At 72.6% G+C, this 25,890-nt stretch carries 23 protein-coding genes and 4 tRNA genes; 20 read left to right on the top strand and 7 right to left on the bottom strand.

Annotated features, from left to right (window positions below):
• Positions 1-13 precede the first annotated feature (13 nt).
• Positions 14-511 (bottom strand): YajQ family cyclic di-GMP-binding protein, encoded by a 498-nt coding sequence (locus tag ACPYO6_RS04040; protein WP_425713605.1) that lies wholly within the window; start codon positions 509-511, stop codon positions 14-16.
• A gap of 128 nt (positions 512-639) precedes the next feature.
• Here ACPYO6_RS04040 and ACPYO6_RS04035 point away from each other — a divergent pair.
• The 9 genes from ACPYO6_RS04035 to ACPYO6_RS03995 all read left to right on the top strand — a co-directional run bounded on the left by ACPYO6_RS04035 (position 640) and on the right by ACPYO6_RS03995 (position 4,980).
• Positions 640-720: transfer RNA gene (locus ACPYO6_RS04035), tRNA-Tyr, on the top strand.
• A gap of 162 nt (positions 721-882) precedes the next feature.
• A tRNA-Thr gene (locus tag ACPYO6_RS04030) sits at positions 883-955 on the top strand.
• A 54-nt stretch (positions 956-1,009) separates the two neighbouring features.
• Positions 1,010-1,083, top strand: a tRNA-Met gene (locus tag ACPYO6_RS04025).
• A gap of 56 nt (positions 1,084-1,139) precedes the next feature.
• A complete protein-coding gene (gene rpmG / locus ACPYO6_RS04020) occupies positions 1,140-1,310 on the top strand; it encodes a 50S ribosomal protein L33 (RefSeq protein WP_425713604.1) in 171 nt (56 codons plus the stop codon).
• A gap of 43 nt (positions 1,311-1,353) precedes the next feature.
• Complete coding sequence (locus tag ACPYO6_RS04015) at positions 1,354-1,827, top strand: FAS1-like dehydratase domain-containing protein (RefSeq protein WP_425713603.1); 474 nt, start codon at positions 1,354-1,356, stop codon at positions 1,825-1,827.
• Entirely contained in the window at positions 1,824-2,252 is a 429-nt protein-coding gene (locus tag ACPYO6_RS04010) for a MaoC/PaaZ C-terminal domain-containing protein (protein ID WP_425713602.1), read from the top strand. Before ACPYO6_RS04015 ends, ACPYO6_RS04010 begins: the two co-directional genes overlap by 4 nt.
• Positions 2,253-2,257: 5 nt before the next feature.
• Entirely contained in the window at positions 2,258-3,364 is a 1,107-nt protein-coding gene (locus tag ACPYO6_RS04005) for a UDP-N-acetylmuramate dehydrogenase (RefSeq protein WP_425713783.1), read from the top strand.
• A gap of 16 nt (positions 3,365-3,380) precedes the next feature.
• Entirely contained in the window at positions 3,381-4,526 is a 1,146-nt protein-coding gene (locus tag ACPYO6_RS04000) for a hypothetical protein (RefSeq protein WP_425713601.1), read from the top strand.
• A gap of 19 nt (positions 4,527-4,545) precedes the next feature.
• Positions 4,546-4,980, top strand: coding sequence for a protein-tyrosine phosphatase family protein (locus ACPYO6_RS03995; RefSeq protein WP_425713600.1), 435 nt, complete (start codon positions 4,546-4,548; stop codon positions 4,978-4,980).
• A 20-nt stretch (positions 4,981-5,000) separates the two neighbouring features.
• Here ACPYO6_RS03995 and ACPYO6_RS03990 read toward each other — a convergent pair whose 3' ends face one another.
• The 3 genes from ACPYO6_RS03990 to ACPYO6_RS03980 are packed head-to-tail and all read right to left on the bottom strand — an operon-like array spanning position 5,001 to position 7,803.
• On the bottom strand, positions 5,001-5,798 hold the full coding sequence (locus ACPYO6_RS03990; protein ID WP_425713599.1) for an esterase/lipase family protein: 798 nt from the start codon (positions 5,796-5,798) through the stop codon (positions 5,001-5,003).
• Positions 5,795-6,784 (bottom strand): alpha/beta fold hydrolase, encoded by a 990-nt coding sequence (locus ACPYO6_RS03985; protein WP_425713598.1) that lies wholly within the window; start codon positions 6,782-6,784, stop codon positions 5,795-5,797. Before ACPYO6_RS03985 ends, ACPYO6_RS03990 begins: the two co-directional genes overlap by 4 nt.
• Positions 6,781-7,803 (bottom strand): adenosine deaminase, encoded by a 1,023-nt coding sequence (locus tag ACPYO6_RS03980; RefSeq protein ID WP_425713597.1) that lies wholly within the window; start codon positions 7,801-7,803, stop codon positions 6,781-6,783. Before ACPYO6_RS03980 ends, ACPYO6_RS03985 begins: the two co-directional genes overlap by 4 nt.
• A 99-nt stretch (positions 7,804-7,902) precedes the next feature.
• On the opposite strand from ACPYO6_RS03980, the gene ACPYO6_RS03975 reads away from it, so the two are divergent.
• Together ACPYO6_RS03975 and ACPYO6_RS03970 are read left to right on the top strand one after the other, a co-directional pair.
• On the top strand, positions 7,903-9,198 hold the full coding sequence (locus ACPYO6_RS03975) for a phosphotransferase family protein (RefSeq protein ID WP_425713596.1): 1,296 nt from the start codon (positions 7,903-7,905) through the stop codon (positions 9,196-9,198).
• A 158-nt stretch (positions 9,199-9,356) separates the two neighbouring features.
• A complete protein-coding gene (locus ACPYO6_RS03970; RefSeq protein ID WP_425713595.1) occupies positions 9,357-9,755 on the top strand; it encodes a hypothetical protein in 399 nt (132 codons plus the stop codon).
• Between the two features lie 119 nt (positions 9,756-9,874).
• On the opposite strand, the gene ACPYO6_RS03965 is transcribed toward ACPYO6_RS03970, so the two are convergent.
• The 3 genes from ACPYO6_RS03965 to ACPYO6_RS03955 all read right to left on the bottom strand — a co-directional run bounded on the left by ACPYO6_RS03965 (position 9,875) and on the right by ACPYO6_RS03955 (position 13,663).
• The gene (locus tag ACPYO6_RS03965) at positions 9,875-10,549 is read right to left on the bottom strand and encodes a response regulator transcription factor (protein WP_425713594.1); all 675 of its coding nucleotides are present in this window, start codon (positions 10,547-10,549) and stop codon (positions 9,875-9,877) included.
• Positions 10,549-12,231 carry an ATP-binding protein gene (locus ACPYO6_RS03960; protein ID WP_425713593.1) on the bottom strand — a complete coding sequence of 561 codons (1,683 nt, stop codon included), beginning with the start codon at positions 12,229-12,231 and terminating at the stop codon, positions 10,549-10,551. Before ACPYO6_RS03960 ends, ACPYO6_RS03965 begins: the two co-directional genes overlap by 1 nt.
• A gap of 220 nt (positions 12,232-12,451) precedes the next feature.
• Complete coding sequence (locus ACPYO6_RS03955) at positions 12,452-13,663, bottom strand: pyridoxal phosphate-dependent aminotransferase (RefSeq protein ID WP_425713592.1); 1,212 nt, start codon at positions 13,661-13,663, stop codon at positions 12,452-12,454.
• Positions 13,664-13,857: 194 nt separating this feature from the next.
• Here ACPYO6_RS03955 and ACPYO6_RS03950 point away from each other — a divergent pair.
• From ACPYO6_RS03950 to ACPYO6_RS03910, 9 genes are all read left to right on the top strand, one after another.
• Positions 13,858-13,930: transfer RNA gene (locus ACPYO6_RS03950), tRNA-Trp, on the top strand.
• Between the two features lie 110 nt (positions 13,931-14,040).
• Positions 14,041-14,292, top strand: coding sequence for a preprotein translocase subunit SecE (secE, locus tag ACPYO6_RS03945; protein ID WP_425713591.1), 252 nt, complete (start codon positions 14,041-14,043; stop codon positions 14,290-14,292).
• 82 nt (positions 14,293-14,374) lie between these two features.
• Complete coding sequence (gene nusG / locus ACPYO6_RS03940) at positions 14,375-15,229, top strand: transcription termination/antitermination protein NusG (protein WP_425713590.1); 855 nt, start codon at positions 14,375-14,377, stop codon at positions 15,227-15,229.
• 54 nt (positions 15,230-15,283) lie between these two features.
• Positions 15,284-15,715: a 50S ribosomal protein L11 gene (gene rplK / locus ACPYO6_RS03935; RefSeq protein ID WP_425713589.1), complete on the top strand. Its 432-nt coding sequence runs from the start codon at positions 15,284-15,286 to the stop codon at positions 15,713-15,715.
• 92 nt (positions 15,716-15,807) lie between these two features.
• Complete coding sequence (rplA, locus tag ACPYO6_RS03930) at positions 15,808-16,524, top strand: 50S ribosomal protein L1 (protein WP_425713588.1); 717 nt, start codon at positions 15,808-15,810, stop codon at positions 16,522-16,524.
• Positions 16,525-16,913: 389 nt separating this feature from the next.
• Positions 16,914-17,438, top strand: a complete 525-nt coding sequence (gene rplJ / locus ACPYO6_RS03925; protein WP_425713587.1) for a 50S ribosomal protein L10 — start codon at positions 16,914-16,916, stop codon at positions 17,436-17,438.
• A 63-nt stretch (positions 17,439-17,501) separates the two neighbouring features.
• A complete protein-coding gene (gene rplL / locus ACPYO6_RS03920) occupies positions 17,502-17,897 on the top strand; it encodes a 50S ribosomal protein L7/L12 (RefSeq protein WP_425713586.1) in 396 nt (131 codons plus the stop codon).
• 443 nt (positions 17,898-18,340) lie between these two features.
• Positions 18,341-21,838: a DNA-directed RNA polymerase subunit beta gene (gene rpoB, locus ACPYO6_RS03915; protein WP_425713585.1), complete on the top strand. Its 3,498-nt coding sequence runs from the start codon at positions 18,341-18,343 to the stop codon at positions 21,836-21,838.
• A 57-nt stretch (positions 21,839-21,895) separates the two neighbouring features.
• Entirely contained in the window at positions 21,896-25,792 is a 3,897-nt protein-coding gene (locus tag ACPYO6_RS03910; RefSeq protein ID WP_425713584.1) for a DNA-directed RNA polymerase subunit beta', read from the top strand.
• Positions 25,793-25,890 lie beyond the last annotated feature (98 nt).

Raw genomic sequence — 25,890 nt, 5'->3', positions numbered from 1 at the left:
CGCCGCTCCCGCGTCAGCGGTAGTTGACGAACTGGAGCGCCGCGTCGATGTCCTCGGCCCGCTTGAGCAGGGCGATGACGGCCTGGAGGTCGTCGCGGGACTTGCTGCTCACGCGGATCTCGTCACCGGTGATGTTCGCCTTGACGCCCTTGGGCCCCTCGTCGCGGATCAGCTTGGTGATCTTCTTCGCCACGTCCTGGTCGAGGCCCTCCTTGAGCGGGCCGGCGAGGCGGAACTCCTTGCCCGACTGGACGGGCTCCTTCTCCCCGAGGTCGAGCGCCTTGAGCGAGACGCCGCGGCGGACGAGCTTCGTCTCGAGCACGTCGAGGACCGCGAGCACCCGCTCGGCCGTGTTCGCCGCCATCGCCACGACGTCCCCCTTGAGCTCGACCGACGCGCCGACGTTCCGGAAGTCGTAGCGCTGCCCGATCTCCTTCGCGGCCTGGTTGACCGCGTTGTCGACCTCCTGGCGGTCGACCTTGGACACGATGTCGAACGAGGAGTCGGCCATGTGAGCCTCCGATGAGGAACGGGTCCCGTCGCGGACGGGACGGATGGGTGACGCAGGACTCGCCCTGACGGCTTCGGACCGGCGCCCGGATGTTGATATCGTGCCATCCGCACCCGCGAGGGTGCCGAGGCGAGTTGCCCGAGCGGCCAAAGGGAGCTGACTGTAAATCAGCCGCGCAAGCTTCGCAGGTTCGAATCCTGCACTCGCCACCGAGAGGCCGGACCCGCAGCGCGGGTCCGGCCCTCGTCGTTCCGGGGGTGGGCAGGGCCCTGTGAGCACACTCACCGCGGGAGGAGGCCTCTGTGGTTGGCCCGGCCCCGTCGCCGCGTTGTAGGCTCGTCCGCGCTGCCTCGGTGAGCTGACCGAGGCACGCCCCGATAGCTCAGTCGGCAGAGCGTCTCCATGGTAAGGAGAAGGTCAAGGGTTCGATTCCCTTTCGGGGCTCGGTTCACGAGCATCACCGCCTGCGCCCACGCGTGGACGCACTCGTGGACGCGTGGCGGGGTAGCTCAGCTGGTCAGAGCGCACGACTCATAATCGTGAGGTCGGGGGTTCGAGCCCCCCTCCCGCTACCGCGCCCGCACCGCACATCGGCGGTGATGGGCTCAGCGACAGGAACGAGGACATCATGGCCACCAAGTCGGCGGACATCCGCCCGAAGATCACCCTGGCCTGCGAGACGTGCAAGGGCCGGAACTACATCACCAAGAAGAACAAGCGGAACACCCCGGACCGCCTCGAGCTGCAGAAGTTCTGCCCCCGCTGCAACGCGAAGACCGGTCACCGCGAGACCCGCTGACCACTCGGAGCACGCCGTCGTCGCCCGCGGCTAGCCTGGGCCGATGACCGAGACTCCACCGCGCCCCGCCGGCGTCGACACGACGCTCGCGGGGCGCACCTATGCCCCCACCGAGACGTACGTCGTCTCCGCCGCGAAGATCGCCGAGATGGCGGTGGCCACCGGCGCGACCCACCCCCTCCACACCGACGCGGAGGCGGCACGGGCCGCCGGCTACCCCGGCGTGGTCGCCCCGCCCACCTTCGCCGTGATCCTCGCGCAGCGCGCCGAGCAGGCGTACGTCGCCTCGCCGGAGTCGGGCATCGACTTCTCCCGCGTCGTCCACGCCGACGAGCGGCTCTCGCACCACCGGCCCATCGTCGACGGCGACCGGCTGCGCACCACCGTCGTCGTCGAGCGGATCCTCGCCCGCGGCGCCCTCACGCTCGTCACCACCCGCGCGGACATCGCGGAGGAGGGCACGGGCGACCCGGTCGCCACCGTCACCTCCACGCTCGCCGTCAGGGGGGACGCATGACCGCCGCGCCGCGCCCCGTCCCCGAGGTGGGCGAGGAGCTCCTGCGCGAGACGGTGCCCGTCACGCGCACGTCCCTCGTCCGGTACGCCGGCGCGTCGGGCGACTTCAACCCCATCCACCACGACGACGCCGTCGCGGCGTCGGTCGACCTGCCCGGCGTCATCGCGCACGGCATGGCCACGCTCGGCATCGCCGCGGCCCTCGTCGAGACGTGGGCGGGCGGCCCGGCGGCCGTCCTCGACGTCCAGACCCGGTTCGCCCGCCCCGTCGTCGTCCCCGCCGGCGAGGGCACCAGCCTCGAGGTCGTCGGTGTGGCCGGCCAGGTCGAGGGGACCACGGTCCGGGTCGACGTCGACGTCCGGCACGAGGGCGTCGCCGTCCTCACCCGCGCCCGGGTGACGGTCGACCTCGCGAGGGCGCTGTGAGCGCCGTGGGAGCACGCACCGCGGCCCCCACGCTCGCCGACCTCACCACGCTGCGCGTCGGCGGGCCGGTCGGCGAGCTCGTCGAGGCCGACAGCGCGGACGAGATCGTCGACGCCGTCCGGGCCGCCGACGACGCCGGCACGCCCGTCCTCGTCCTCGGCGGCGGCTCCAACCTGCTCGCGGCCGACGAGGGGTTCGACGGCGTCGTCGTGCGGGACATGCGGCGCGAGCTCGAGGTCGACAGCGTCGAGGGCTGCGGCGGCGGGCAGTTCACCGCCCCGGCCGGCGCCGTGTGGGACGACGTGGTCGCCCGCGCCGTCGCCGAGGGGGCCTCCGGCTTCGAGGCCCTCTCCGGGATCCCCGGCTCGACGGGAGCGACCCCCGTGCAGAACGTCGGGGCCTACGGGCAGGAGGTCGCCGGCGTGCTCAGCCACGTCCGGGTGTGGGACCGCCTCGCGGGCCGCCCGCGCACGCTCGCGCTCACGGAGCTCGGCCTCGGCTACCGCACGTCGGTCCTCAAGCGCTCGCTGAGCGACGCCGACGCCGGCGGCGGCCGCACGTGGGGACCGACGGGGCGGTGGGTCGTCCTCGACGTCGCCTTCCAGACGCCCCCGACGATCATGTCCGCGCCGATCCGCTACCCGGAGCTCGCCCGGCGGCTCGACGTCGAGGTCGGTGCCCGCGTGCGCTCGAGCGAGGCCCGCGAGGCCGTCCTCGAGCTGCGCCGGGGCAAGGGCATGGTGCTCGACGACGCCGACCACGACACGTGGTCCGCCGGATCGTTCTTCACCAACCCGATCCTCCCGCCCGCGCAGGCGGCGAACCTGCCCGACGACGCCCCCCGGTTCGACGCGCCCGCGCCGGACGGGTCGGGCGAGACCTGGGTGAAGTCCTCGGCGGCCTGGCTCATCGACCAGTCCGGTTTCCACAAGGGGCACGCCATGCCCGGTCCCGCGGCGATCTCGACCAGGCACTCGCTCGCCCTGACGAACAGGGGTGGCGCGCGCGCCGTCGACCTCGTGGCGCTCGCCCGCGAGGTGCGGGACGGCGTGGCGGCGGCCTTCGGGGTCGAGCTCGTCCCGGAGCCGGTGCTCCTCGGCGTCGAGCTGTGACGGGCGTCCTGCGCTGATGGACCGCGACCTCCTCGACGTCGCCCTCACCGGGAGCGACGCGGACCGCCGCGAGGCGGAGCGGCTCGTGGCCGCGAGCCGGCAGGGCGACGCGACGCCGGGACGGGCACGGGCGCTCGTGGGTGCCGCGGAGGCGGCGGCACGGGCCGGCGGCGCGCTCGTCGGCGACCCGGCGGGCGGGTACGACCTCGTGGTGGGGGAGCGGACGTACCGAGCCGGCCGGTTCTCCACGCCGACGATCGGGGAGCTGCGGCGGCGTGCCGTCGACGCCGGCGAGTCCGGCGCGACCGCCCGGTCCGGCGAGCGCGGTTCGTCACCGGTGCTGTCCGTCCTCCACGGCGGCGGCACGACGGCCGACATCGGTGCGCTCCAGGCGTTCGCGGCGGGCGGGACCCTCTTCCAGGTCGCCTCCCAGTTCAACTGCCTCGAGTCGCCCGGCCCGTCCCTCGTACCGGTGGCGGACTACCTCTCCGACCCGACGCAGGGACCGCGGGCCTCGATCGGCGCCTTCCCCGGCACGCTTCTGCGGCACTACGCGGCGCCCGACGGCGCCGGCGGCACGTTCGAGCAGAGGGCGGGGCGGCAGGTCGACCTCCTGGCCGACGCGCTGCCCGCGCACCTCGGCGCCGTGCGGTCCGGGTACCTCAGCGCTCAGTACCTCGCCGACCTCCCCGCGGTCGCCGAGGCGCTCGCCGAGCGCTTCGAGGACATCCGGGTCGGCGTGCAGGACGACGTCGAGGTGGTGCTCGGCGCCGGGTGGCACGGGCGGGTCGACGGGCGCCCCCGCATCGCGCAGGTGCTCACCGCGGCGCTCGCGCACGGCGGCTACGGGGACGGGGCGACCACCGGCGCCCACCTCGACGTCATGCGGCAGCTGCTGCGCGCCGCCTACCTGGGGACGCTGCTCGGGGCGCTCGCCACCGGCCGGGAGCGGGTCGTCCTCACGCTCGTCGGCGGGGGCGTGTTCGGCAACCCGCACGCCCTGGTCGTCGAGTCGCTGCTGTGGGCGCTGGAGGAGCTGGCGCCGCTCGCGCGGGGGCCGCTCGAGGTCGTCGTCAACGCCTTCGACCTCGCCCCGGACGCGCGCCCGGCGCTCGCCCGGGCCGTCGAGCGGACCGGCGGCATCTGGCGCGACACCGCGTGACTGCCCCGAGCGCGGACGCGTGACAGCCTGGGGCGACGTCCCCGGCGTTGTCGAGCTCCCCGACGGGCGGCGCGTGCGCGGGACCGGGGTCCGTCGCCCGCGCGGCGGCGTCGAGCCGCCCGACCTGGCCGTCCATCTCCTCGGGCGCGCGCCGCGGGACGTCGGGTGGCCCCACCGCTGGGTGCGCTGGCGCGACTTCGGCCTGCCCGCCTCGACCGACGACGCGCTCGACGCGCTGCGCGAGGCGCACGCGCGGGCGGTGACCGAACGGGTCGAGGTCGCGTGCGGCGGCGGGACGGGGCGGACCGGCACGGCGCTCCCCGTCCTCGCGGTCCTCAGCGGCCTGCCGCCCGATCGGGCGGTCGACCGGGTGCGCGGGCACTACCGCCGGCGGGCGGTCGAGACGAGGCGCCAGCGGGAGTGGGTCATGGAGGTCGCGCGGCGGCTCGGGTGACTCAGGAGGCTCACCTGGTCCTACCTGTCCTGCCCGCCCTGAGCGTCCGCCGCGAGCAGGCGGACGTGCGCCACCACCAGGGCGTGCACCGCGGGTGAGCCGAGCGGGCGGAAGTGTCCGCGCTCGCGCAGCCGCACGTTGCGCGCGCCCGGCAGGAACGAGCCGCCCGGGATGTGCGGGTCCCACGCGGGCGCGAGCGAGACGATGCGGGAGTCCACGTCGGTCCGCCCCGCCAGCCGGACGAGGTCCGGCCCACGCGGGCTGAGGGCGCCCACCGCCGATCGCGGCGGGAAGGCTCGCGCCCACACCGAGCCGCGCCACGGCGTCGCGACCGCCACGAGGCCCGCCACCCGGTGCCCCTCGGGCCCGAGCATCGTCGCCTTGCCGACCAGCCCGCCCTTGGAGTGGGCGACGAGGACGACCCCGCGCAGGCCGAGCCGCGCGAGGTGGTCGGCGGTGCGCCGCGCCCCGTCGGCCACCGGACGCCCGTTGAGGCCGAGGTCGGGGACGACGCCGACCGGATGGCCCGCATCGACGATCGCCCGGCCGACGCGGGCGAGCATGTGCCACGACTCGTACACGCCGGGGAGCAGAAGGACCGGCGCGGCGGCGGTGTCGGTGCCGGCGGAGGTGCCGGGACGCCAGCGGTCCCGGCGCAGGAGTCCGCCGGCCGAGCGCGCCGCCGTCGCCGCGACCCACGCGTAGTCGAGCCCGTGGGCGAGGGGGCGGGTGAGGAGCTCGGCACCGCGGCGCGCGGCGCGCCGGGCGGAGGCGGCGGGACCCGCGGGGCCGGCAGGACCGGGGGAGGCCGTGCTCACGACTCGTCCGTCAGGCTCCGGCCGTCGTCGGACGCGGAACCCGGGGGGACCGCCGAGCCCGGTCCGCTCCGCTCGTCGACGGCGAGGTGCGCGAGCGCGGCGCGCACCACCGCGGGATGGTCCTCGACGACGACCGAGTGCGCGGCGCCGGGCACGAGCTCGACCTCGCACCGGGTCACCCGGCCCGCGAGGTCCGTCGCCCAGTCCGGCGGGACGAGCCGGTCGTGCTCGCCGTGGAGGATCGACACGGTCGCCTCCGCCGAGGCGAGCGCCAGGCGCTCCTCGATCCGGTAGCCCATCACCTCGGGCAGGATGTCGGCCACCCACCGGGTCGTCGCGGTGAGGTAGGAGCGGGTGGCGAGCAGCCGGAGGCGGTGCGTCTCGTGGACGGCCGACTGGAGGTAGCGCCACAGCTGGGTGAGGGGGTGGCGCTCGGCGGCGTTGACCGGCGGCGCGACGAGCACCGTGCGGTGGTAGGCCTCGGGACGGCGCGCCATCAGCTCGACCGCCACCTGGGCGCCCATCGAGTGCCCGACGAGCACCGGGTCGTGGACGCCGGCGGCCACGAGCACGTCGTCGACGACCTCCGCGAGCCCGTCGATGCCGAGCGTGCGGGCAGGCGGCGGGACGTCGCCGAACCCGGGCAGGTCGACGAGGAGGACCTCCCCGTGGACCGCGAGGTCCTCCGCGAGCGGCAGCAGGTAGACGGACGAGAGCCCGACCCCGTGGAGGAGCACGAACGTCACCCGGCCGTCCCCGGGGACGTCGGGGTTGTGCCGCTCCGCGCCGGCCCCTGGTGCGCCCACACGGTGGACGCGGACGAACGCGCCGTCGAGCAGGCGCATCGAGGTCACCGTGCGCGAGAGCCTGGCGACCGTGCGCCGGGACCCCGGCCGCAGGCGCACCTGCTGCCCGGCGGGCGGGGAGACGAGGTCCGCCGCGGCGACCGTGAGCCGTCGCCACCACCGCAGGCGTCCGCCGCTCATGCGTCGTCCGCGAGCCAGGCGTCCACCTCGGCCGCCCACCGGGCGACGTCCCGCCGGTCGGCCCGCGAGGCGGTGAGCGACCCCTTCGCAAGGGTCGCGATCTCGGCGTCGGACAGCCCGTGGACCTCGCGCGCGGCCGTGTACTGGTCGGCGAGGCGGGAGAGGAACAGCAGCGGGTCGTCGGCGCCGAGCGCGACGGTCGCTCCCGAGTCGATCAGCGTGCGCAGGGGGACGTCCGCGAGGGTGGGGTACACGCCGAGGGAGACGTTGGAGGCCGGGCACACCTCGAGGGCGATCCCGGCGTCGACCACCCGGGCGAGGAGGTCGGGGGCCTCGGCGAGGCGGACACCGTGCCCGAGCCGGTCGGGGCGCAGGTGGGTGACGACGTCGGCCACGTGGTCCGGGCCGAGGAGCTCCCCGCCGTGCGGCATCGCGGCGAGCCCGGCCTGACGGGCGATCCGGAAGGCCGCCGCCCAGTCCGACGTGGTCCCGCGGCGCTCGTCGTTGCTCAGCCCGAAGCCGACGACCTGGCCGGCCCCGTCCCCGGCGTGGCGTGCCGCCAGCCGGGCGAGGGTGCGCGCGTCGAGCGGGTGCCGGGTTCGGGACGCCGCCACGACGACGGCGACCTGGACGCCGGAGGCGCGGGACGCGGCGGCGGCCTCGTCGAGCACGATCTCGAGCGCCGGGGTGATCCCGCCGACGAACGGCGCGTAGCTCGTGGGGTCGACCTGGATCTCGAGCCGGCGGGAGCCCTCGGCGGCGTCGTCGGCGGCGGCCTCGGCGACGATCCGGCGCATGGCGGCCTCGGAGCGCACGACCGCGCGCGCGGCGTCGTAGGCCCGCTGGAACCGGAACCAGCCGCGCTTGTCGGCGGGGACCCGCAGGGCCACGTCGTCCGTGAGGTTCGCGGGCAGGCGGACCCCCTCGGCCTCGGCGAGCTCGAGCAGCGTGGACACGCGCATCGAGCCCGTGAAGTGGAGGTGGAGGTGCGCCTTGGGGAGCAGGCCCAGGTCGCGCATCGGGACATCATGCCAGGACGCGGGCCCGTCGACGCCGAGGGGAGGGCTCCGCGGGGCCCGATGGCGCGTCGGGCGCCGGCGTGTGATCTCATTTGCGTCATGAGCATCTCGGCGGCGGCGATGAGGGAGCCGGCCGACGTCGCCCTGCTGACGGGGCCCGACGCCGGCGACGTCCTCACGTCCGCCCTCGTCCCGGACGACGGCCGCCTCGTGGAGTGGGCCGTCCACACCGTCCACCACCGCCCGGGCGCGGGCGTCACGGTGGGGTACACCGCCACGGTCGAGCGCACCGCGTCCGACGGCTCGCGCAAGCGCACCGAGGAGTACCTGTGCGCCACCACGGCGCGGCTGACCCGGGCCGCCGGTCCGGGCCTCGTCCGGCTCGAGCCGCCGGACGGCCGGGGTCCGGTGGTCCATCTGTGGCGGCACCCGGCGGACCCCGAGCTGCCCGCCCTCGCGACCGCGTGCGACTCGACGAAGATGTCGCAGCGACTCGGCGAGCAGGTCACGCTCGAGCTCGTGGCGTACCGTCCCACGCGCCGCGCGGTCCTGCGCGCGACGGGTGCGTCCGGCCGCGTCCACTACGTCAAGGTCGTCCGCCCGGTCTCGCTCGGCGACCTCGTGGGCCGGCACCGCATGCTCACCTCCGCCGGCGTACCGGCGCCTGCCGTCGTCGCGGAGGAGCCCGCCGGGCTCGCGGTCCTCGCCGAGGGCCAGGGCGAGTCACTCGCCCGCGTGCTCCACCGGGGACCGGGGCACGAGACCGACGCCGTCCTCCATGCCCTCGTCCGCACGCTCGACCAGCTGCCGCCGGCGGCCCTGCAGCTCGCCCGCCGCTCGGCCTGGGCGGAGCGGGCGAGCCACTACGCGCACGCCGCCGCCACCGTGGTCCCCGAGGCGGAGGGGCGCACGAGGGCGCTCGCCGCCGGGATCGACCAGCTGCTGCACTCGGGGCCGCCCCAGCCCGTCGTCCCCGTGCACGGGGACTTCTACGAGGCGAACGTCCTCATGGACCCGCGCGAGGGGATCACCGCGGTCTCCAGCCTCCTCGACGTCGACTCGCTCGGCCCGGGGCACCGCAGCGACGACCTCGCCTGCCTCCTCGGGCACGTCTCGGTCCTCGTCCACCTCGCCCCGGACCGGTACCCGGCGGTGCCGCACGTCCTCGCCCGGTGGACGCAGCTGTGCGAGCAGATGGTCGACCCGGTCCAGGTGTGCACGCGCGCCGCCGGCGTCACGCTCTCGCTCGTGGCGGGGGCGAAGCGGGCGGACGGCCGGTGGCGGGCCGACGCCGAGGGGCGACTCGTCACCGCGGAGGCGTGGCTCGCCCGGGCCCGGGACTTCACCGCCGGGCGCGTGACCGGCCCGTTCGTCGTGCCGCCGCCGGTCGGCTGACCGGGGCTCCGGGGCTGCACGGATGAGAGTCCTCTCATCTCGCGCTGGTCGTGGACTCACGGCCTCCGACGACGATGGACCCGTCGGCGCGGCGCCGGCGTGAGGACGACCTGACCGGGAGGCGGCGGAGGATGCGTTCGAGGGGCTCGTGGATCGCGGTGGGCACGTTGTCGGCGATCGCCGTCGCCGGTGGCACGGTGCTCGCCAGCGCCGACCCCGACGACGAGACGGTGGACTCCGTGACCATCCCCCCGGCGCGTGTCTCGCCCTCGGGCGGGACCGACGAGGCCGAGTCGCCGACGACGGAGGAGCCGACCACCGAGGAGCCCACCACGGAGGAGCCCACGACCGACGAGGCGACGACCGTGCCGCCCGAGCGCAGCGCCGTCACCGCCGCCTCTCCCGAGCCCGCTCCGGCGCCTGCCCCCGCTCCCGCCCCGGCTCCGGCCCCCGCGCCGGCTCCGGCGCCCGTGCCGGCGCCCCGCCCGGCGCCGGTCGAGAGCCCCGACTCGCCGGCCTCCCCGGTGTCCGCCGAGAGCGCCGACTCCGGCGACTGACCCGCTCCGTCGACTGACCCGCTCCGGCGACTGACCCGCTCCGTCGACTCCCGTCCCGGTCGAGAGCGCGGGTGAGCGTGGCCCGTTCCCGTCGAGAGTGCGGGTGAGCGCGATCCCGGTCAGCCGGTGACGAGCCGGTAGCCCATGCGCGGGACCGTCTGGATCCGCTCGGCGCCGATCTTCTTGCGCAGGTAGCGCACGTACACGTCGACGACGTTGGAGCCGGGGTCGAAGTCGTAGCCCCACACGCGCGAGAGGATCTGCTCGCGAGAGAGCACCTGCCCGGGGTGCAGGATGAAGGTCTCCAGCAGGGAGAACTCGCGCGCCGAGAGATCGACGGTCCGCCCCGCCACGGTCGCCTGACGCGTGCGCACGTCGAGCGAGAGGTCGGCGACCTGGAGCTGGGTGGGGTCGGCGCCGGAGCTCGTCTGCTGGGCGGAGCGCAGCCTGAGCCGCACGCGGGCGAGCAGCTCCTCGAACCGGAACGGCTTGGGCATGTAGTCGTCGGCCCCGGAATCGAGCCCGGTCACCGTGTCGTCGACCGAGGACCGCGCCGTCAGCATGATGACCGGCAGCGTGTGCCCCTCGCCGCGCAGCGTCTGCAGGACCTGGAAGCCGTCGATGTCCGGCAGCCCGACGTCGAGGACCACGAGGTCGTACCCGCTCGTGCGGGCGTGGTCGAGGCCCTCCTTGCCCGTGGTGACGGCGGTGGACTGGTGTCCGGCCGCCGTCAGGCCCTTGGTGACGAACGAGGCGATGCCGACCTCGTCCTCGATGATGAGGATCTGTGCCACTACCTGCTCCTGATCTTCTCGTCGTCCGACGCGTCCGCCGGCAGCTCGCCGGGTCCGTCGCCGTCGGGTGCGTCCAGCGGGACGTCGTGGTCCAGCGCGAGCGACCGCGCCGGCAGGTCGAGGAGGAAGATCGAGCCGCGACCGGGCGTGGAGTCGACGTCGACCCGACCGCCGTGCGCCTCGGCGATCGCCGAGACGATCGCCAGGCCGAGGCCGCTGCCCTCCGTGCGCGCCTCGCCGGGCCGGTTCGTCCGCTCGAACCGCTCGAATATCCGCCGCTGGTCCTCCCGCGCGATGCCGCGGCCCTCGTCGCGGACCCACAGGTGCAGCCGTCCCGCCTCGGCGGCGCTCCCGAGCGCGACCGTCGAGCCGTCCTCCGAGAACTTCACGGCGTTCGCGGCGAGCTGGATGAGGGCCTGGGTCAGGCGCTGACCGTCGACGACGGCCTCCGCCTCGAGCCGGGCGTCGACGACGAACCGCCGGTCGCCGAGCTGGCGGACCTGGTCGAGCGCGTTGTCGAGGAGGGGCCCGAGGTCCGTCGGCCCCGGCTGGACGAACGCCGGACCGTCCGCCCTGGCCAGCATGACGAGGTCGTCCGCGAGCCGGTGCATCCGGTCGAGCTCGGAGATCGTCAGCTCGCGGGTCTGCCGTGCGTCGTCGGCGTCCGTGGGATCCATCAGCTCGAGGTGGCCGCGGACGATGGTGATGGGAGTCCGGAGCTCGTGACCGGCGTCGTCGAGGAGGCGGCGCTGGGAGTGGAACGACGCCTCGAGGCGGGCGAGCATCGCGTTGACCGTGCGGGCGAGGTCGGCCACGTCGTCCGAGCCGTGGACCTCGATGCGACCGGACAGGTCGGTCTCCGTGATCCGCTCGGCCGTGGATCGCAGCTCGCGCAGCGGGGCGAGGAGACGGCCCGAGACGACCCAGGCGACGAGGCCGACGACGAGCATCGAGACCACGGACACCACGAGGTAGGTGCGCGCGGACGCCCACACCGGTGCGAGCTCGGCGTCCATGTCGAACGCGATGACCACGGCGCCCGACGTCGGGGCGCCCGACGGGTCCGAGCCGTCGTCGACGGTCACCGGGAGCAGCGCGTAGCGGTAGGTCGACATCGACGTCGTCACCGAGCTGATCGTGCCCTCACCCCGCTCGACCGCCTCGGTGAGCTCCGCGATGAGCTCGGTGTCGGCACCCATGTCGAGCCCGCCGGGTTGCCACCAGCGCGCGTCCGTCCCGACGAAGCCCATCGCGCCCTCGTTGTCGGCGGGGACCTCCGAGGACATCGCGGTCCAGATCGCCCCGGAGATCCCGTCCTCGGCGTCGACGCTCTGTCCGTCGCTCAGCAGGCCGGCCATCTCCTGCGTGGTGCGCGTGAGGGTGGCGTCGACCGAGTCCAGGACGCGGCCACGCTCGAGCCAGACCGCGGTGCTCCCCACGAGCAGGAGCGTGAGCCCGGTGAGCATGAGCACCGTGCGGATGATCGTCGCGCGCACCGTGCTGCGGCGGTACCAGGGTCGGTGGGCCGGGGGAGGCGCGGACGATCCGTCCGGCGTCGTGGTCGTGGCGTCGTCGGGCGTGGGGGCGGAGGCGACCGCGGCACGCGAGGCGGCGTCACGGGCGACGGTGTCGCGCGACGCGGCGACGAACCGCGGGCGGGTGCCGCCCTCGCGTCCACTCACGTCGCGCCTCCTTCGGGGCCGCCCGGCGCGGCCCGCCCCACGGTAGTGTCCGCGACCCGCATGAGGCGGAGATGAGAGTCGGGAGGGGGCGCTCACATGACGGGCGGGCTCCGCGGCCGGCGGCACCGGCCGTCCGTGCGGCGGGCTCCGCGTGCGGGCCGGGACGACGACGGGCCCGGCGCTCGTGCGCCGGGCCCGTCGGGTGCTGCGGGGCGTGGGGTCAGCCGAGCAGCTCGGCCATGCGGCCCACGGCCTCGGTGAGGTTCTCGTCGGACGTGGCGTAGCTCAGGCGCAGGAAGCCCGAGGGACCGAACGCCTCGCCGGGCACGACCGCGACCTCGACCTCCTCGAGGACGAGCGCGGCGAGCTCGGCAGACGTCTGCGGCGTCCGACCGCGGAAGGTCCGGCCGAGAAGGCCCTCGACCGACGGGTAGGCGTAGAACGCGCCCTTCGGCTCGGGCACCTCGACCCCGTCGATCCCGCGCAGGAGGTCCACGACGAGCCGACGGCGACGGTCGAACGCGGTGCGCATGTCCGCGACCGCGGACAGGTCGCCCGAGACGGCGGCGAGCGCGGCGCGCTGGCTCACGTTCGCGACGTTGGAGGTGAGGTGCGACTGGAAGTTCGTCGCGGCCTTGACCACGTCGGTGGGGCCCACGAGCCAGCCCACCCGCCAGCCGGTCATCGCGTAGGTCTTGGCGACACCGTTGAGGACGATGGTGGTGTCGGCCAGCTCGGGGACCACGCGCAGGACGGGCGTGAACTCGGCGTCGCCGTAGACGAGGTGCTCGTAGATCTCGTCGGTGACCACCCAGATGCCGTGCTCGAGCGCCCAGCGGCCGATCCGCTCGGTCTCCTCCGGCGTGTAGACGGCACCCGTCGGGTTCGACGGCGAGCACAGGACGAGGACCTTCGTGCGGTTCGACCGCGCGGCCTCGAGGAGGTCGACGTCCACCTTGTAGCCGCGCTCGGCCCCGGCGAACACCGCGACCGGGACGCCCCCGGCGAGGGTGATGGCCTCGGGGTACGTGGTCCAGTACGGCGAGGGAAGGAGCACCTCGTCGCCCGGGTCGACGATCGACGCGAACGCCTGGAAGACGGCCTGCTTGCCGCCGTTCGTCACGAGGACACTGCCGGGCGAGATCTCGTAGCCGGAGTCGCGCAGCGTCTTGGCCGCGATCGCCTCCTTGAGGACGGGCAGGCCGCCGGCGGGGGAGTAGCGGTGGTTGACCGGGTCCTGGGCGGCGGCGACGGCCGCGTCGACGATGTAGCTCGGCGTCGGGAAGTCGGGTTCGCCGGCGCCCAGGCCGATGACGGGCCGGCCGGCGGCCTTGAGCGCCTTGGCCTTGGCGTCGACGGCGAGCGTCGCGGACTCGGCGATGCCGGCGAGTCGGGCGGAGATGCGGGGACGGGTCTCGGCTGTCTCGGTCACGACGACCATCGTGGCACGAGGCGTGCGCCGCGTCTCGTGCCGGCCCACGTCCCGGGACCGGTCCGGTCGTGCACGGTGTGACGCGTGACCTTCCGCACCTCGGTCGACCCCACCCCTCGCGGTGCGTACTATGGTCCATCGGCGGTGACGAACCGCAGACTCACCCGTGCCCGCACGGCTGCAGTCTCCGCCGAAGGGCAGTGGCGCAATTGGCAGCGCACCGGTCTCCAAAACCGGCGGTTGAGGGTTCGAGTCCCTCCTGCCCTGCACCTGACGGCGCAGGACGATCACAGCCGTCGGGCCCGACCCACCGATGGTGGGCGTGCCCGCACCCTGCCGGGAGCGGGCCACCGGCGACAGGCGAGGGACAGGTAGACGTGAGCGAGACGACGGCCGCCGAGGGCGGCTCCGGGCGCAAGTCGGAGGTCGAGCCCCGCAGGGGGCTGTTCGCCCGCATCGCGCGCTTCATCCGGCAGGTCTTCGCCGAGCTGCGCAAGGTGGTGCGCCCCACCCGTCGCGAGCTCATCACGTACTTCTTCGTCGTCGTGCTCTTCGTCCTCGTGATGATGGCGATCGTCGGCGTGCTGGACCTCGTGTTCGGCCAGCTCGCGCTGTGGACGTTCGGCTGAGCCGATCGCCGGGCCCCCGGGCCGTGAATCTCGCGTGACCGACCGGTCGCGCGACCGACACATCCAAGGAGGATGTTCCCTCGTGTCTGTGGACTTCCAGGGCGACGACAGCACGTCGACCGACGACCTCGGCGTCACCGCCGAGGCTGCCGGGTCGACCCCTGACGGCGCCGACCCGGGCGCCGAGGCGGACACCGCCGTCGACCAGGAGGCGACCCCCGCCGACGAGCGGGGCGAGCCCGACGACGCCGGGACGGACGCACCCGGGGCGGGCGCCCCGGACGCCGAGGCCGACGCCCCTGAGGCCGACGCCCCTGAGGCCGACCCCGAGGCCGCGTACCGCCTCGAGATGCGGATGCTCCCGGGCGACTGGTACGTCGTGCACACCTACGCGGGCTTCGAGAAGCGCGTGAAGGCCAACCTCGAGCACCGCATCACGACCCAGAACATGGAGGACCACATCTTCCAGGTCGAGGTGCCGACCGAGGACGTGGCCGAGATCAAGAACGGCCAGCGCAAGATGGTCAACCGCGTGCGGATCCCCGGCTACACGCTGGTCCGCATGGAGCTGACCGACGAGTCGTGGGGCGTCGTCCGTCACACGCCGGGCGTCACCGGTTTCGTGGGCAACGCGCACGACCCGATGCCGCTCACCCTCGACGAGGCGATCTCCATGCTCAACGTCTCCTTCGCGCAGCCCGCCGCGGGCGCCGTCGAGACCCCCGGCGAGACCGCCACGCCCCAGGGCGAGGCCGTCCCCGTCCTCGTCGACTACGAGATCGGCGAGACGGTCACCGTCACCGACGGTCCGTTCGAGACCCTGCCGGCCACCATCTCCGAGATCCACGTGGAGAGCCGGAAGCTGCAGGTGCTCGTCAGCATCTTCGGCCGGGAGACCCCGGTCGAGCTCTCGTTCTCCCAGGTCACCAAGGCCTAGGGGACGGCCCGCGGTCGCCGCCGCGGGCGTGGAACCACACACCGAAGGACCCGAATGCCTCCCAAGAAGAAGATCTCCGGCTACATCAAGCTCCAGATCCAGGCCGGAGCAGCCACCCCCGCGCCGCCGATCGGACCCGCCCTGGGTCAGCACGGCGTCAACATCATGGAGTTCTGCAAGGCGTACAACGCCGCGACCGAGTCGCAGCGCGGCAACGTCGTGCCCGTCGAGATCACCGTGTACGAGGACCGCTCGTTCACGTTCATCACGAAGACGCCGCCCGCCGCGGAGCTCATCAAGAAGGCCGCCGGCGTGCAGAAGGGGTCCTCGACCCCGCACACCGACAAGGTCGCGTCGATCTCCCGCGAGCAGGTCCAGGAGATCGCCCGCACCAAGGCGGAGGACCTCAACGCGAACGACATCGAGGCCGCCGAGAAGATCATCGCGGGCACGGCCCGCTCCATGGGGATCACCGTCGACGGCTGACCCCGCAGACGCCGCGACCGCGGCGTAGTGGCAGGGCCCGGCGTGGGCCCGACCGACCACGACTGCTCACGTACCAGCACAGGAGAAGCAGCATGACCACGCGCAGCAAGAACTACCGCAAGGCAGCCGAGAAGATCCACGACGGCGAGCTCTACGCCCCGCTCCAGGCCGTGCGCCTGGCCAAGGAGGGTGCGAGCACCGGCTTCGACCAGACCGTCGAGGTCGTCTTCCGCCTCGGTGTCGACCCCCGCAAGGCGGACCAGATGGTCCGCGGCACCGTCAACCTCCCGCACGGAACCGGCAAGACCGCCCGGGTCCTGGTCTTCGCCGTCGGCGACCGTGCGCAGCAGGCCATCGATGCCGGGGCCGACGAGGTCGGCGGCGACGAGCTCATCGAGAAGGTCGCCGGCGGGTACACCGACTTCGACTCGGCGATCGCCACCCCGGACCTCATGGGCAAGGTCGGCCGCCTCGGCCGCGTGCTCGGTCCCCGTGGCCTCATGCCGAACCCGAAGACCGGCACGGTCACGATGGACGTGGCCAAGGCCGTCAACGACATCAAGGGCGGTCGGATCGAGTTCCGCGTCGACAAGCACGCGAACCTGCACTTCGTCATCGGCAAGGCGTCCTTCGACGAGACCAAGCTGGTCGAGAACTACGCCGCCGCCCAGGAGGAGGTCCTCCGCCTCAAGCCGGGCAGCTCGAAGGGCCGCTACATCACCAAGGCCACGATGAGCACGACGATGGGCCCGGGCATCCCGCTCGACGCCACCAAGACGCGCAACCTCACCTCCGAGGACGCCTCCTGACGTCACGCTGACCGCTTCGCGGGCCCGGTCCCCCCGTGGGGGCCGGGCCCGCGGCGTCGTCAGGAGCACGCGGCGCAGCGTGCCCCGGGGCGGGCGGCACCGCACGACCGCAGGCCGCCCGCCCACCCGGCCGCCTGCGGGCCGGGAGGTGAGCAGGCCCACGCCGGGCGGGGGGTCCGCCGGCCCCCGCCTGCCGCTACCATGGACGACGCCACAGACCGTCGGTCATGCGGGGTACCTGCCCCGGATCGAAGTCCACCCAGGTGGAGCCGGCGCAGGCGAGCTACGAAGCCGAAGCATCCCGTGATGCCCCCGAGCCCCGTGCCGTCTGCGCGCGGGGCTCTTTCCATGTGCGGACACCCGACGGTCCCATATCGGAAGGAGGGCTCATGGCAAGGCCGGACAAGACCGAGGCCATCGCCGAGCTCGAGCAGGGCTTCCGCGAGGCTCAGGCGGTGCTGCTCACCGAGTACCGCGGCATGTCGGTCGCCCAGCTCAAGGAGCTGCGCCGCTCGCTCGCGGGCTCGGCACGCTACGTCGTCGCGAAGAACACCCTCGCGGCGATCGCCGCGAAGCAGGCCGGCGTCGAGATCGACCGTGAGTCCCTCACGGGCCCGACGGCGATCACGTTCGTCCACGGCGAGGTCTCGGAGACCGCGAAGGCGCTGCGCGACTTCGCCAAGGACAACGAGCAGCTCGTCATCAAGGGCGGTGTCCTCGACGGCAACCAGCTGTCCGCGGACGACGTCACCACGCTCGCGAGCCTCGAGTCCCGCGAGGTCCTCCTGGGCAAGGCGGCGGGTGCCTTCAAGGCCGCGCTGTTCCAGGCGGCCTACATGTTCACCGCGCCGGCCACCCAGGCCGCCCGCACCATCGACGCCCTGCGCGAGAAGCAGGCAGCAGCCGAGGCCTGAGAGCCCCGGCAGTACACCCCACCTCTGCTCGCGTAGCAGGACCGAAACGGAAGGAAAGCCACCATGGCCAAGCTCACCACCGACGAGCTCATCGAGGCGTTCAAGGAGCTCACGCTCATCGAGCTCTCGGAGTTCGTCAAGCAGTTCGAGGAGACCTTCGACGTCGTCGCGGCCGCGCCGGTCGCCGTCGCGGGTGCCGCCCCCGCCGCTGCCGGCGGCGACGCCGGCGCGGACGCCGCCGCCGAGCAGGACTCGTTCGACGTCGTCCTCGAGTCCGTCGGCGACAAGAAGGTTGCGGTCATCAAGGAGGTGCGCGCGCTCACGTCGCTGGGCCTCAAGGAGGCCAAGGACCTGGTCGACGCCGCCCCCAAGGCCATCCTCGAGGGTGTCGACAAGGAGGCCGCCGAGAAGGCCAAGGAGCAGGTCGAGTCGGCCGGCGCCACCGTCACCATCAAGTGATCGTCGCCCCCTGAGGGGGCGCCCCGATCCACCGGCCCGAGGCCGGGACCCGTACGGGTCCCGGCCTCGAGCCGTTCCTGCGTCGGGACACGCCGGGCGCTCGGGCCGCAGGTCTGGCGCGACGCGTGCACGCGTGCCCTACACTGGTCGCGGTCGCCCACGGGTGGCCGGTCCGGCCGGGCAAGGACGCCCGACGGGTCTCACGGGCTCACGTCGGTGAGTGCGGGATCACGGGCACCCTCGGGTGCGCGCGTCTGGACGGGACACGGAGCCGTGTGTAAGGTGGACACTTGCGTTAGCCGACGCCTGCCCTGCCTCCACCCATCCGAGCACCGATGTGCCCTGGTCACCCCGAGCCGCGCCACCAGGCGCGTCACTCCGGAGGCATGACACGGAAGTCGACGCGCGCCGCGTGCACACCTCTCCGCAGGGAAGGACCCCCTTTGGCTGCCTCGCGCACCTCTGCCGCCCCGTCCGCCGACCTCGTCGCGAAGCGCCTCGCGTCGCCCAGGCTGTCGTTCGCCAAGATCTACGAGCCGATGCAGGCGCCAGACCTGCTCGGCCTGCAGACCGAGAGCTTCGACTGGCTCCTGGGCAACGACGCCTGGAGCGCCCGGCTCGAGGCGAACCCCGACGGGTCGACCCACACCATCTCGGGCCTGGAGGAGATCTTCGAGGAGATCTCGCCCATCGAGGACTTCTCGGAGTCCATGTCGCTGTCGTTCCGCGACCACCGCTTCGAGCCCGCGAAGTACACCGCCGAGGAGTGCAAGGAGAAGGACCTCACCTACGCCGCTCCGCTCTTCGTCACGGCGGAGTTCATGAACAACACGACCGGCGAGATCAAGTCGCAGACGGTCTTCATGGGCGACTTCCCGCTCATGACCGACCGCGGCACGTTCATCATCAACGGCACCGAGCGCGTCGTCGTCAGCCAGCTCGTCCGCTCGCCGGGCGTCTACTTCGAGCGCACCCCCGACAAGACGTCGGACAAGGATATCTTCACGGCGAAGGTCATCCCCTCCCGCGGTGCCTGGCTCGAGTTCGAGATCGACAAGCGTGACGCCATCGGCGTGCGCATCGACCGCAAGCGCAAGCAGTCGGTCACGGTCTTCCTGCGCGCGCTCGGCCTCACCGAGTCCGAGATCCGCGGCCACTTCGAGGACTACCCGGTCCTGCTCGAGTCGCTCGAGAAGGACACGGTCAAGACCCAGGACGAGGCGCTCCTCGACATCTACCGCAAGATCCGTCCGGGCGAGCCGCCCACGGTCGAGGCCGGCCGCAACCTGCTCGACTCCTACTACTTCGCGCACAAGCGCTACGACCTCGCGAAGGTCGGTCGGTACAAGATCAACAAGAAGCTCGGCATGACGACCCCGCCGGGGGAGTCCCTCCTGCGCGTGCAGGACATCGTGTCGACGATCCGGTTCATCCTCGCCCTGCACAAGGGTGTCGAGACGCTGCCGGGCACCCGCGAGGGCGAGAAGGTCGACGTCCGCGTCGAGACGGACGACATCGACCACTTCGGCAACCGTCGCATCCGCGCCGTCGGCGAACTCATCCAGAACCAGGTCCGCACCGGCCTGTCGCGGATGGAGCGCGTCGTGCGCGAGCGGATGACCACGCAGGACGTCGAGGCCATCACGCCGCAGACGCTCATCAACATCCGGCCGGTCGTCGCCTCCATCAAGGAGTTCTTCGGCACCAGCCAGCTGTCGCAGTTCATGGACCAGAACAACCCCCTGTCGGGCCTCACCCACAAGCGCCGGCTCTCGGCGCTGGGCCCCGGAGGTCTGTCGCGCGACCGCGCCGGCATGGAGGTCCGTGACGTCCACCCCTCGCACTACGGCCGCATGTGCCCGATCGAGACCCCTGAGGGCCCGAACATCGGCCTCATCGGCTCGCTCGCGACCTTCGCGCGCATCAACCCCTTCGGCTTCGTCGAGACCCCGTACCGCCAGGTCAAGGACGGTCGCGTCACCGGCGAGATCGAGTACGTCACGGCGGACGACGAGGACCGGCACACGATCGCCCAGGCGTCGGCCCCGCTGAACGAGGACGGCACGTTCGTCGAGGAGCGCGTCCTGTGCCGCACCCCGGGCGGCGAGCCGGCGCTCGTCGAGCCCGCGGAGATCGCGTTCATGGACGTGTCCGCGCGCCAGATGGTCTCCGTCGGCACGGCGATGATCCCGTTCCTCGAGCACGACGACGCCAACCGCGCGCTCATGGGCGCCAACATGCAGCGTCAGGCGGTCCCGCTCATCCGCGCCGAGGCGCCGCTGGTGGGCACCGGCATGGAGCGTCGGGCCGCGGTCGACGCGGGCGACGTCGTCACCTCGCAGGTCGCGGGCGTCGTCACCGAGGTCTCCGCCGACTCGGTGGTCGTGCTTGCCGACGACGGCTCGAGCTTCACGCACCGGATCATGAAGTTCAACCGGTCGAACCAGGGCAACTCCTACAACCAGCGTGTGCTGGTGAACGAGGGGGAGCGGGTCGAGATCGGCTCCGTCCTCGCGGACGGCCCGTCGACCGACGACGGCGAGCTGGCTCTCGGGCGCAACCTCCTCGTCGCGTTCATGTCGTGGGAGGGCTACAACTACGAGGACGCGATCATCATGTCGCAGCGTGTCGTCACGGACGACATGCTCACCTCGATCCACATCGAGGAGCACGAGGTCGACGCCCGCGAGACGAAGCTCGGCGCGGAGGAGATCACCCGTGACCTCCCCAACGTCTCCGAGGAGATCCTCGCGGACCTCGACGAGCGCGGCATCATCCGCATCGGCGCCGAGGTCAGCGCCGGCGACGTCCTCGTCGGCAAGGTCACGCCCAAGGGTGAGACCGAGCTGACGTCGGAGGAACGCCTCCTCCGCGCGATCTTCGGCGAGAAGGCGCGCGAGGTGCGCGACACCTCGCTCAAGGTGCCCCACGGCGAGTCGGGCATCGTCATCGGCGTCCGCGAGTTCACGGAGGACGACGACGAGCTGCCCCCGGGCGTCAAGCAGCAGGTGCGCGTCTACATCGCGCAGCGCCGCAAGATCACGGACGGCGACAAGCTCGCCGGCCGCCACGGCAACAAGGGCGTCATCTCGAAGATCCTCCCCGTCGAGGACATGCCCTTCCTGCCGGACGGCACGCCGGTCGACGTCATCCTCAACCCGCTCGGTGTCCCCGGCCGCATGAACGTCGGCCAGGTCCTCGAGCTGCACCTGGGCTGGGCGGCCGCGAACGGCTGGGACATCTCCGAGGCGGTCAAGGCCGCGGAGGAGTGGACGAAGAGCCTGCCCGAGCACGTGCACCGTGCCGAGCCCGGCTCGACCGTGGCGACCCCGGTGTTCGACGGGCTCCAGCAGGAGGAGCTCCAGGGGCTGCTCGCACACACGCTGCCCAACCGGGACGGCGAGCGCGTCGTCGCCCCGAACGGGAAGGCGCGCCTGTTCGACGGGCGCTCCGGCGAGCCGTTCCCCGAGCCCATCTCGGTCGGCTACATGTACATCCTCAAGCTGCACCACCTGGTCGACGACAAGATCCACGCGCGCTCGACGGGCCCCTACTCGATGATCACGCAGCAGCCCCTGGGCGGTAAGGCCCAGTTCGGTGGCCAGCGGTTCGGCGAGATGGAGGTGTGGGCGCTCGAGGCGTACGGCGCCGCGCACGCCCTGCAGGAGCTGCTGACGATCAAGTCGGACGACGTCACAGGACGCGTCAAGGTCTACGAGGCCATCGTCAAGGGCGAGAACATCCCCGAGCCGGGCATCCCGGAGTCCTTCCGCGTGCTCATCCAGGAGATGCGCTCGCTGTGCCTGAACGTCGAGGCGCTGGACTCGTCCGGCTCGCTCATCGACCTCAAGGACTCCGACGACGAGGTGTACCGCGCGGCCGAGGAGCTCGGCATCGACCTCTCCCGCCGCCCCGACGCCTCGAGCGTCGACGAGCTCTGACCCGCCGCGCAGCGGCATCCGCACGAGCGCTACCTGAACTGAAGGAAGTAGGACACGTTGCTCGACGTCAATCTGTTTGACCAGCTCCACATCTCCCTGGCCACCGCCGGCGATGTGCGCGAGTGGTCGCACGGCGAGGTCAAGAAGCCGGAGACGATCAACTACCGCACGCTCAAGCCGGAGAAGGACGGCCTGTTCTGCGAGAAGATCTTCGGTCCCACCCGGGACTGGGAGTGCAACTGCGGCAAGTACAAGCGGGTGCGCTACAAGGGCATCATCTGCGAGCGCTGCGGCGTCGAGGTCACCCGCTCCAAGGTCCGCCGCGAGCGGATGGGCCACATCGAGCTGGCGGCCCCCGTCACGCACATCTGGTACTTCAAGGGCGTCCCGTCGCGCCTCGGCTACCTGCTCGACCTCGCCCCGAAGGACCTCGAGAAGGTCATCTACTTCGCGGCGTACATGATCACGGAGGTCGACGAGGACGGTCGTCACGAGGACCAGACGACCCTGCAGAACGAGGTCGACCTCGAGAAGTCCGAGCTGACCAAGGCTCGTGACCTCGCGGTCGAGCAGCGCCTGCAGAAGCTCGAGGCCGACCTCGCCGAGCTCGAGGCCGCGGGCACCGAGTCCTCCGCGCGGGACAAGGTCCGCAAGTCCGCCGAGCGCGAGGCGAACCAGATCCGGCGCAAGGGCGACGGCGAGATCGAGCGCCTGGAGAAGGTCTGGGACCGCTTCAAGTCGCTCAAGGTCGGTGACCTCGAGGGCGACGAGTCGCTCTACCGCGAGATGAACGCCCGCTTCGGCATCTACTTCAAGGGCTCGATGGGCGCCACGGCGATCCAGAAGCGCCTGGAGACGTTCGACCTCGAGGCCGAGGCCGAGTCGCTGCGCGAGACCATCGCCGGCGGCACCGGTCAGCGCAAGACCCGCGCCCTCAAGCGCCTCAAGGTCGTCAACGCGTTCCTCACGACCGGCAACTCGCCGCTCGGCATGGTCCTCGACTGCGTCCCGGTCATCCCGCCGGACCTGCGGCCGATGGTCCAGCTCGACGGTGGCCGGTTCGCGACCTCGGACCTCAACGACCTCTACCGCCGCGTCATCAACCGGAACAACCGCCTCAAGCGGCTGCTCGACCTCGGTGCGCCGGAGATCATCGTCAACAACGAGAAGCGCATGCTCCAGGAGTCGGTGGACGCGCTCTTCGACAACGGTCGTCGTGGCCGCCCGGTCACGGGCCCCGGCAACCGGGCGCTCAAGTCGATCTCGGACATGCTCAAGGGCAAGCAGGGCCGGTTCCGTCAGAACCTGCTCGGCAAGCGCGTGGACTACTCGGGCCGAAGCGTCATCGTCGTGGGCCCGACCCTCAAGCTCCACCAGTGCGGCCTGCCCAAGCAGATGGCGCTCGAGCTGTTCAAGCCGTTCGTCATGAAGCGTCTGGTCGAGCTCAACCACGCCCAGAACATCAAGGCCGCCAAGCGCATGGTCGAGCGCCAGCGCACGCAGGTGTGGGACGTCCTCGACGAGGTCATCCGCGAGCACCCCGTGCTGCTCAACCGCGCGCCCACGCTGCACCGGCTCGGCATCCAGGCGTTCGAGCCGCAGCTCGTCGAGGGCAAGGCCATCCAGCTGCACCCGCTCGTCTGCGGCGCGTTCAACGCCGACTTCGACGGTGACCAGATGGCGGTCCACCTGCCCCTGTCGGCGGAGTCGCAGGCCGAGGCCCGCATCCTCATGCTGTCGAGCAACAACATCCTCAAGCCGAGCGACGGCCGTCCGGTGACCATGCCCAGCCAGGACATGATCATCGGCCTGTTCCACCTGACGACCGAGCTCGACGAGGGCACGGGCGCCGGCCGGTACTTCTCCTCGGTGGCCGAGGCGATCCTCGCGATGGACAACGGTGAGCTCGAGCTCGGCGCCCAGGTGTCGATCCGCTTCACCGACCTCGTCCTGCCCGAGGGGCACGAGCAGGCCGCGGCCGCGGCGGCGGGCGAGCCCGTCGTGCTGCGCACCACGCTCGGCCGCACGCTCTTCAACGAGCTGCTGCCGGTGGACTACCCGTTCATCGACGAGGTCGTGGACAAGAAGCGGCTCGGCCGCCTCGTCAACGACCTGGCGGAGCGCTACCCCAAGGTCGACGTCGCGGCGAGCCTCGACGCGCTCAAGGAGGCCGGCTTCCGCTGGGCGTCCCGCTCGGGCGTGACCATCGCGATCTCCGACGTCGTAGCCCCCGAGGCCAAGGCGGGGATCCTCGAGGAGCACGAGGCGAAGGCCGAGGCGATCCAGGACCAGTACGACATGGGTCTGATCACCGACGACGAGCGCCGCCAGGAGCTCATCGACATCTGGGGCGACGCGACCGACGCGGTCGCGGACGCGATGCGCGCGAACTTCCCGAAGGACAACACCGTGTTCCGCATGGTGTCCTCCGGCGCGCGAGGCAACTGGATGCAGGTGCGCCAGATCGCCGGCATGCGTGGCCTCGTGGCCGACCCGAAGGGCGAGATCATCCCGCGCCCGATCAAGTCGAACTACCGCGAGGGCCTGTCGGTCCTCGAGTACTTCATCGCCACGCACGGCGCCCGCAAGGGTCTCGCGGACACCGCCCTGCGGACCGCGGACTCCGGCTACCTCACCCGTCGGCTCGTCGACGTGTCGCAGGACGTCATCGTCCGCGAGGCCGACTGCGGCACCCGCGGCGGCCTCCCCGTGACGATCGGCGTGCCGTCCGCCTCCGGCGAGGGCCTCGTCCTCGACGACACCGTCGAGACCTCGGCCTACGCGCGGTCGCTCGCCGCGGACGTCACCGCGGAGGACGGCACCGTCCTCGCGAGCGCGGGCGACGACGTCGGCGACGTTCTCATCGGGCAGCTGGTCGAGGCCGGCGTCACCGAGGTCAAGGTCCGGTCGGTGCTCACGTGCGAGTCCCGCGTCGGCACCTGCCAGAAGTGCTACGGCCGTTCGCTGGCCACCGGCAAGCTCGTCGACATCGGCGAGGCCGTGGGCATCATCGCCGCCCAGTCGATCGGCGAGCCCGGCACGCAGCTGACCATGCGGACCTTCCACACCGGTGGTGCGGCCTCGGCCGACGACATCACCCAGGGTCTGCCCCGTGTCCAGGAGCTCTTCGAGGCCCGCACGCCCAAGGGCGAGGCCCCGATCTCCGAGGCCGCCGGTCGGGTGACGATCGAGGACACGGACAAGGGCCGCTCGATCCGGGTGACCCGCGACGACGGCCAGGAGGACGTGGTCTACCCGGTCTCCAAGCGGTCGCGCCTGCTCGTCGAGGACGGCCAGCACATCGCCGTCGGCGACCAGATCGTGTTCGGCGCCGTCGACCCCAAGGCCGTGCTGCGCATCCTCGGTCCCAGGCGGACCCAGGAGCACCTCGTCGCGCAGGTCCAGGAGGTCTACCGCTCGCAGGGCGTGGACATCCACGACAAGCACATCGAGGTCATCGTGCGGCAGATGCTGCGTCGCGTGACCGTGCTCGACTCGGGCGAGACCCGGCTCCTGCCGGGCGAGCTCATCGACCGGGCCGCGTTCAACGACGAGAACCGTCGCGTGGTGTCCGAGGGCGGGAAGCCGGCCGCCGGCCGGCCCGAGCTCATGGGCATCACCAAGGCGTCGCTCGCCACCGACTCGTGGCTCTCGGCGGCCTCCTTCCAGGAGACCACCAAGGTGCTGACCGAGGCGGCCATGAGCGGTCGGCGCGACCCGCTGCTGGGCCTCAAGGAGAACGTCATCCTCGGTAAGCTCATCCCCGCGGGGACGGGCCTGCCGCGCTACCACGACGTGGTCGTGGAGCCCACGGAGGAGGCGCGCCAGATGGCCTTCACCGAGCTGGGGTACTCCGAGCTCGACTTCGTCGGGAGCCGTGCGGGCGAGCCCGTCCTGCTCGACGAGATCGACTTCTCCGCCTACGGCGGCGAGACCTACCCCGAGTTCCGCTGAGGACCGCGGGGGAGCGACGCTCTCCCGCGCCCCCTGCCACCCGGCGCCGGAGAAGGAGAGAAAAACACCGGGTAGTGGAACAACCCCCCCCAACTCTA

Source organism: Georgenia sp. Z1344 (genome assembly GCF_049856295.1).
Taxonomy (GTDB): domain Bacteria; phylum Actinomycetota; class Actinomycetes; order Actinomycetales; family Actinomycetaceae; genus JB111.
The sequence above is the reverse complement of the archived record's forward strand: the minus strand, read 5'-3'. Positions and strand labels throughout refer to the sequence as shown.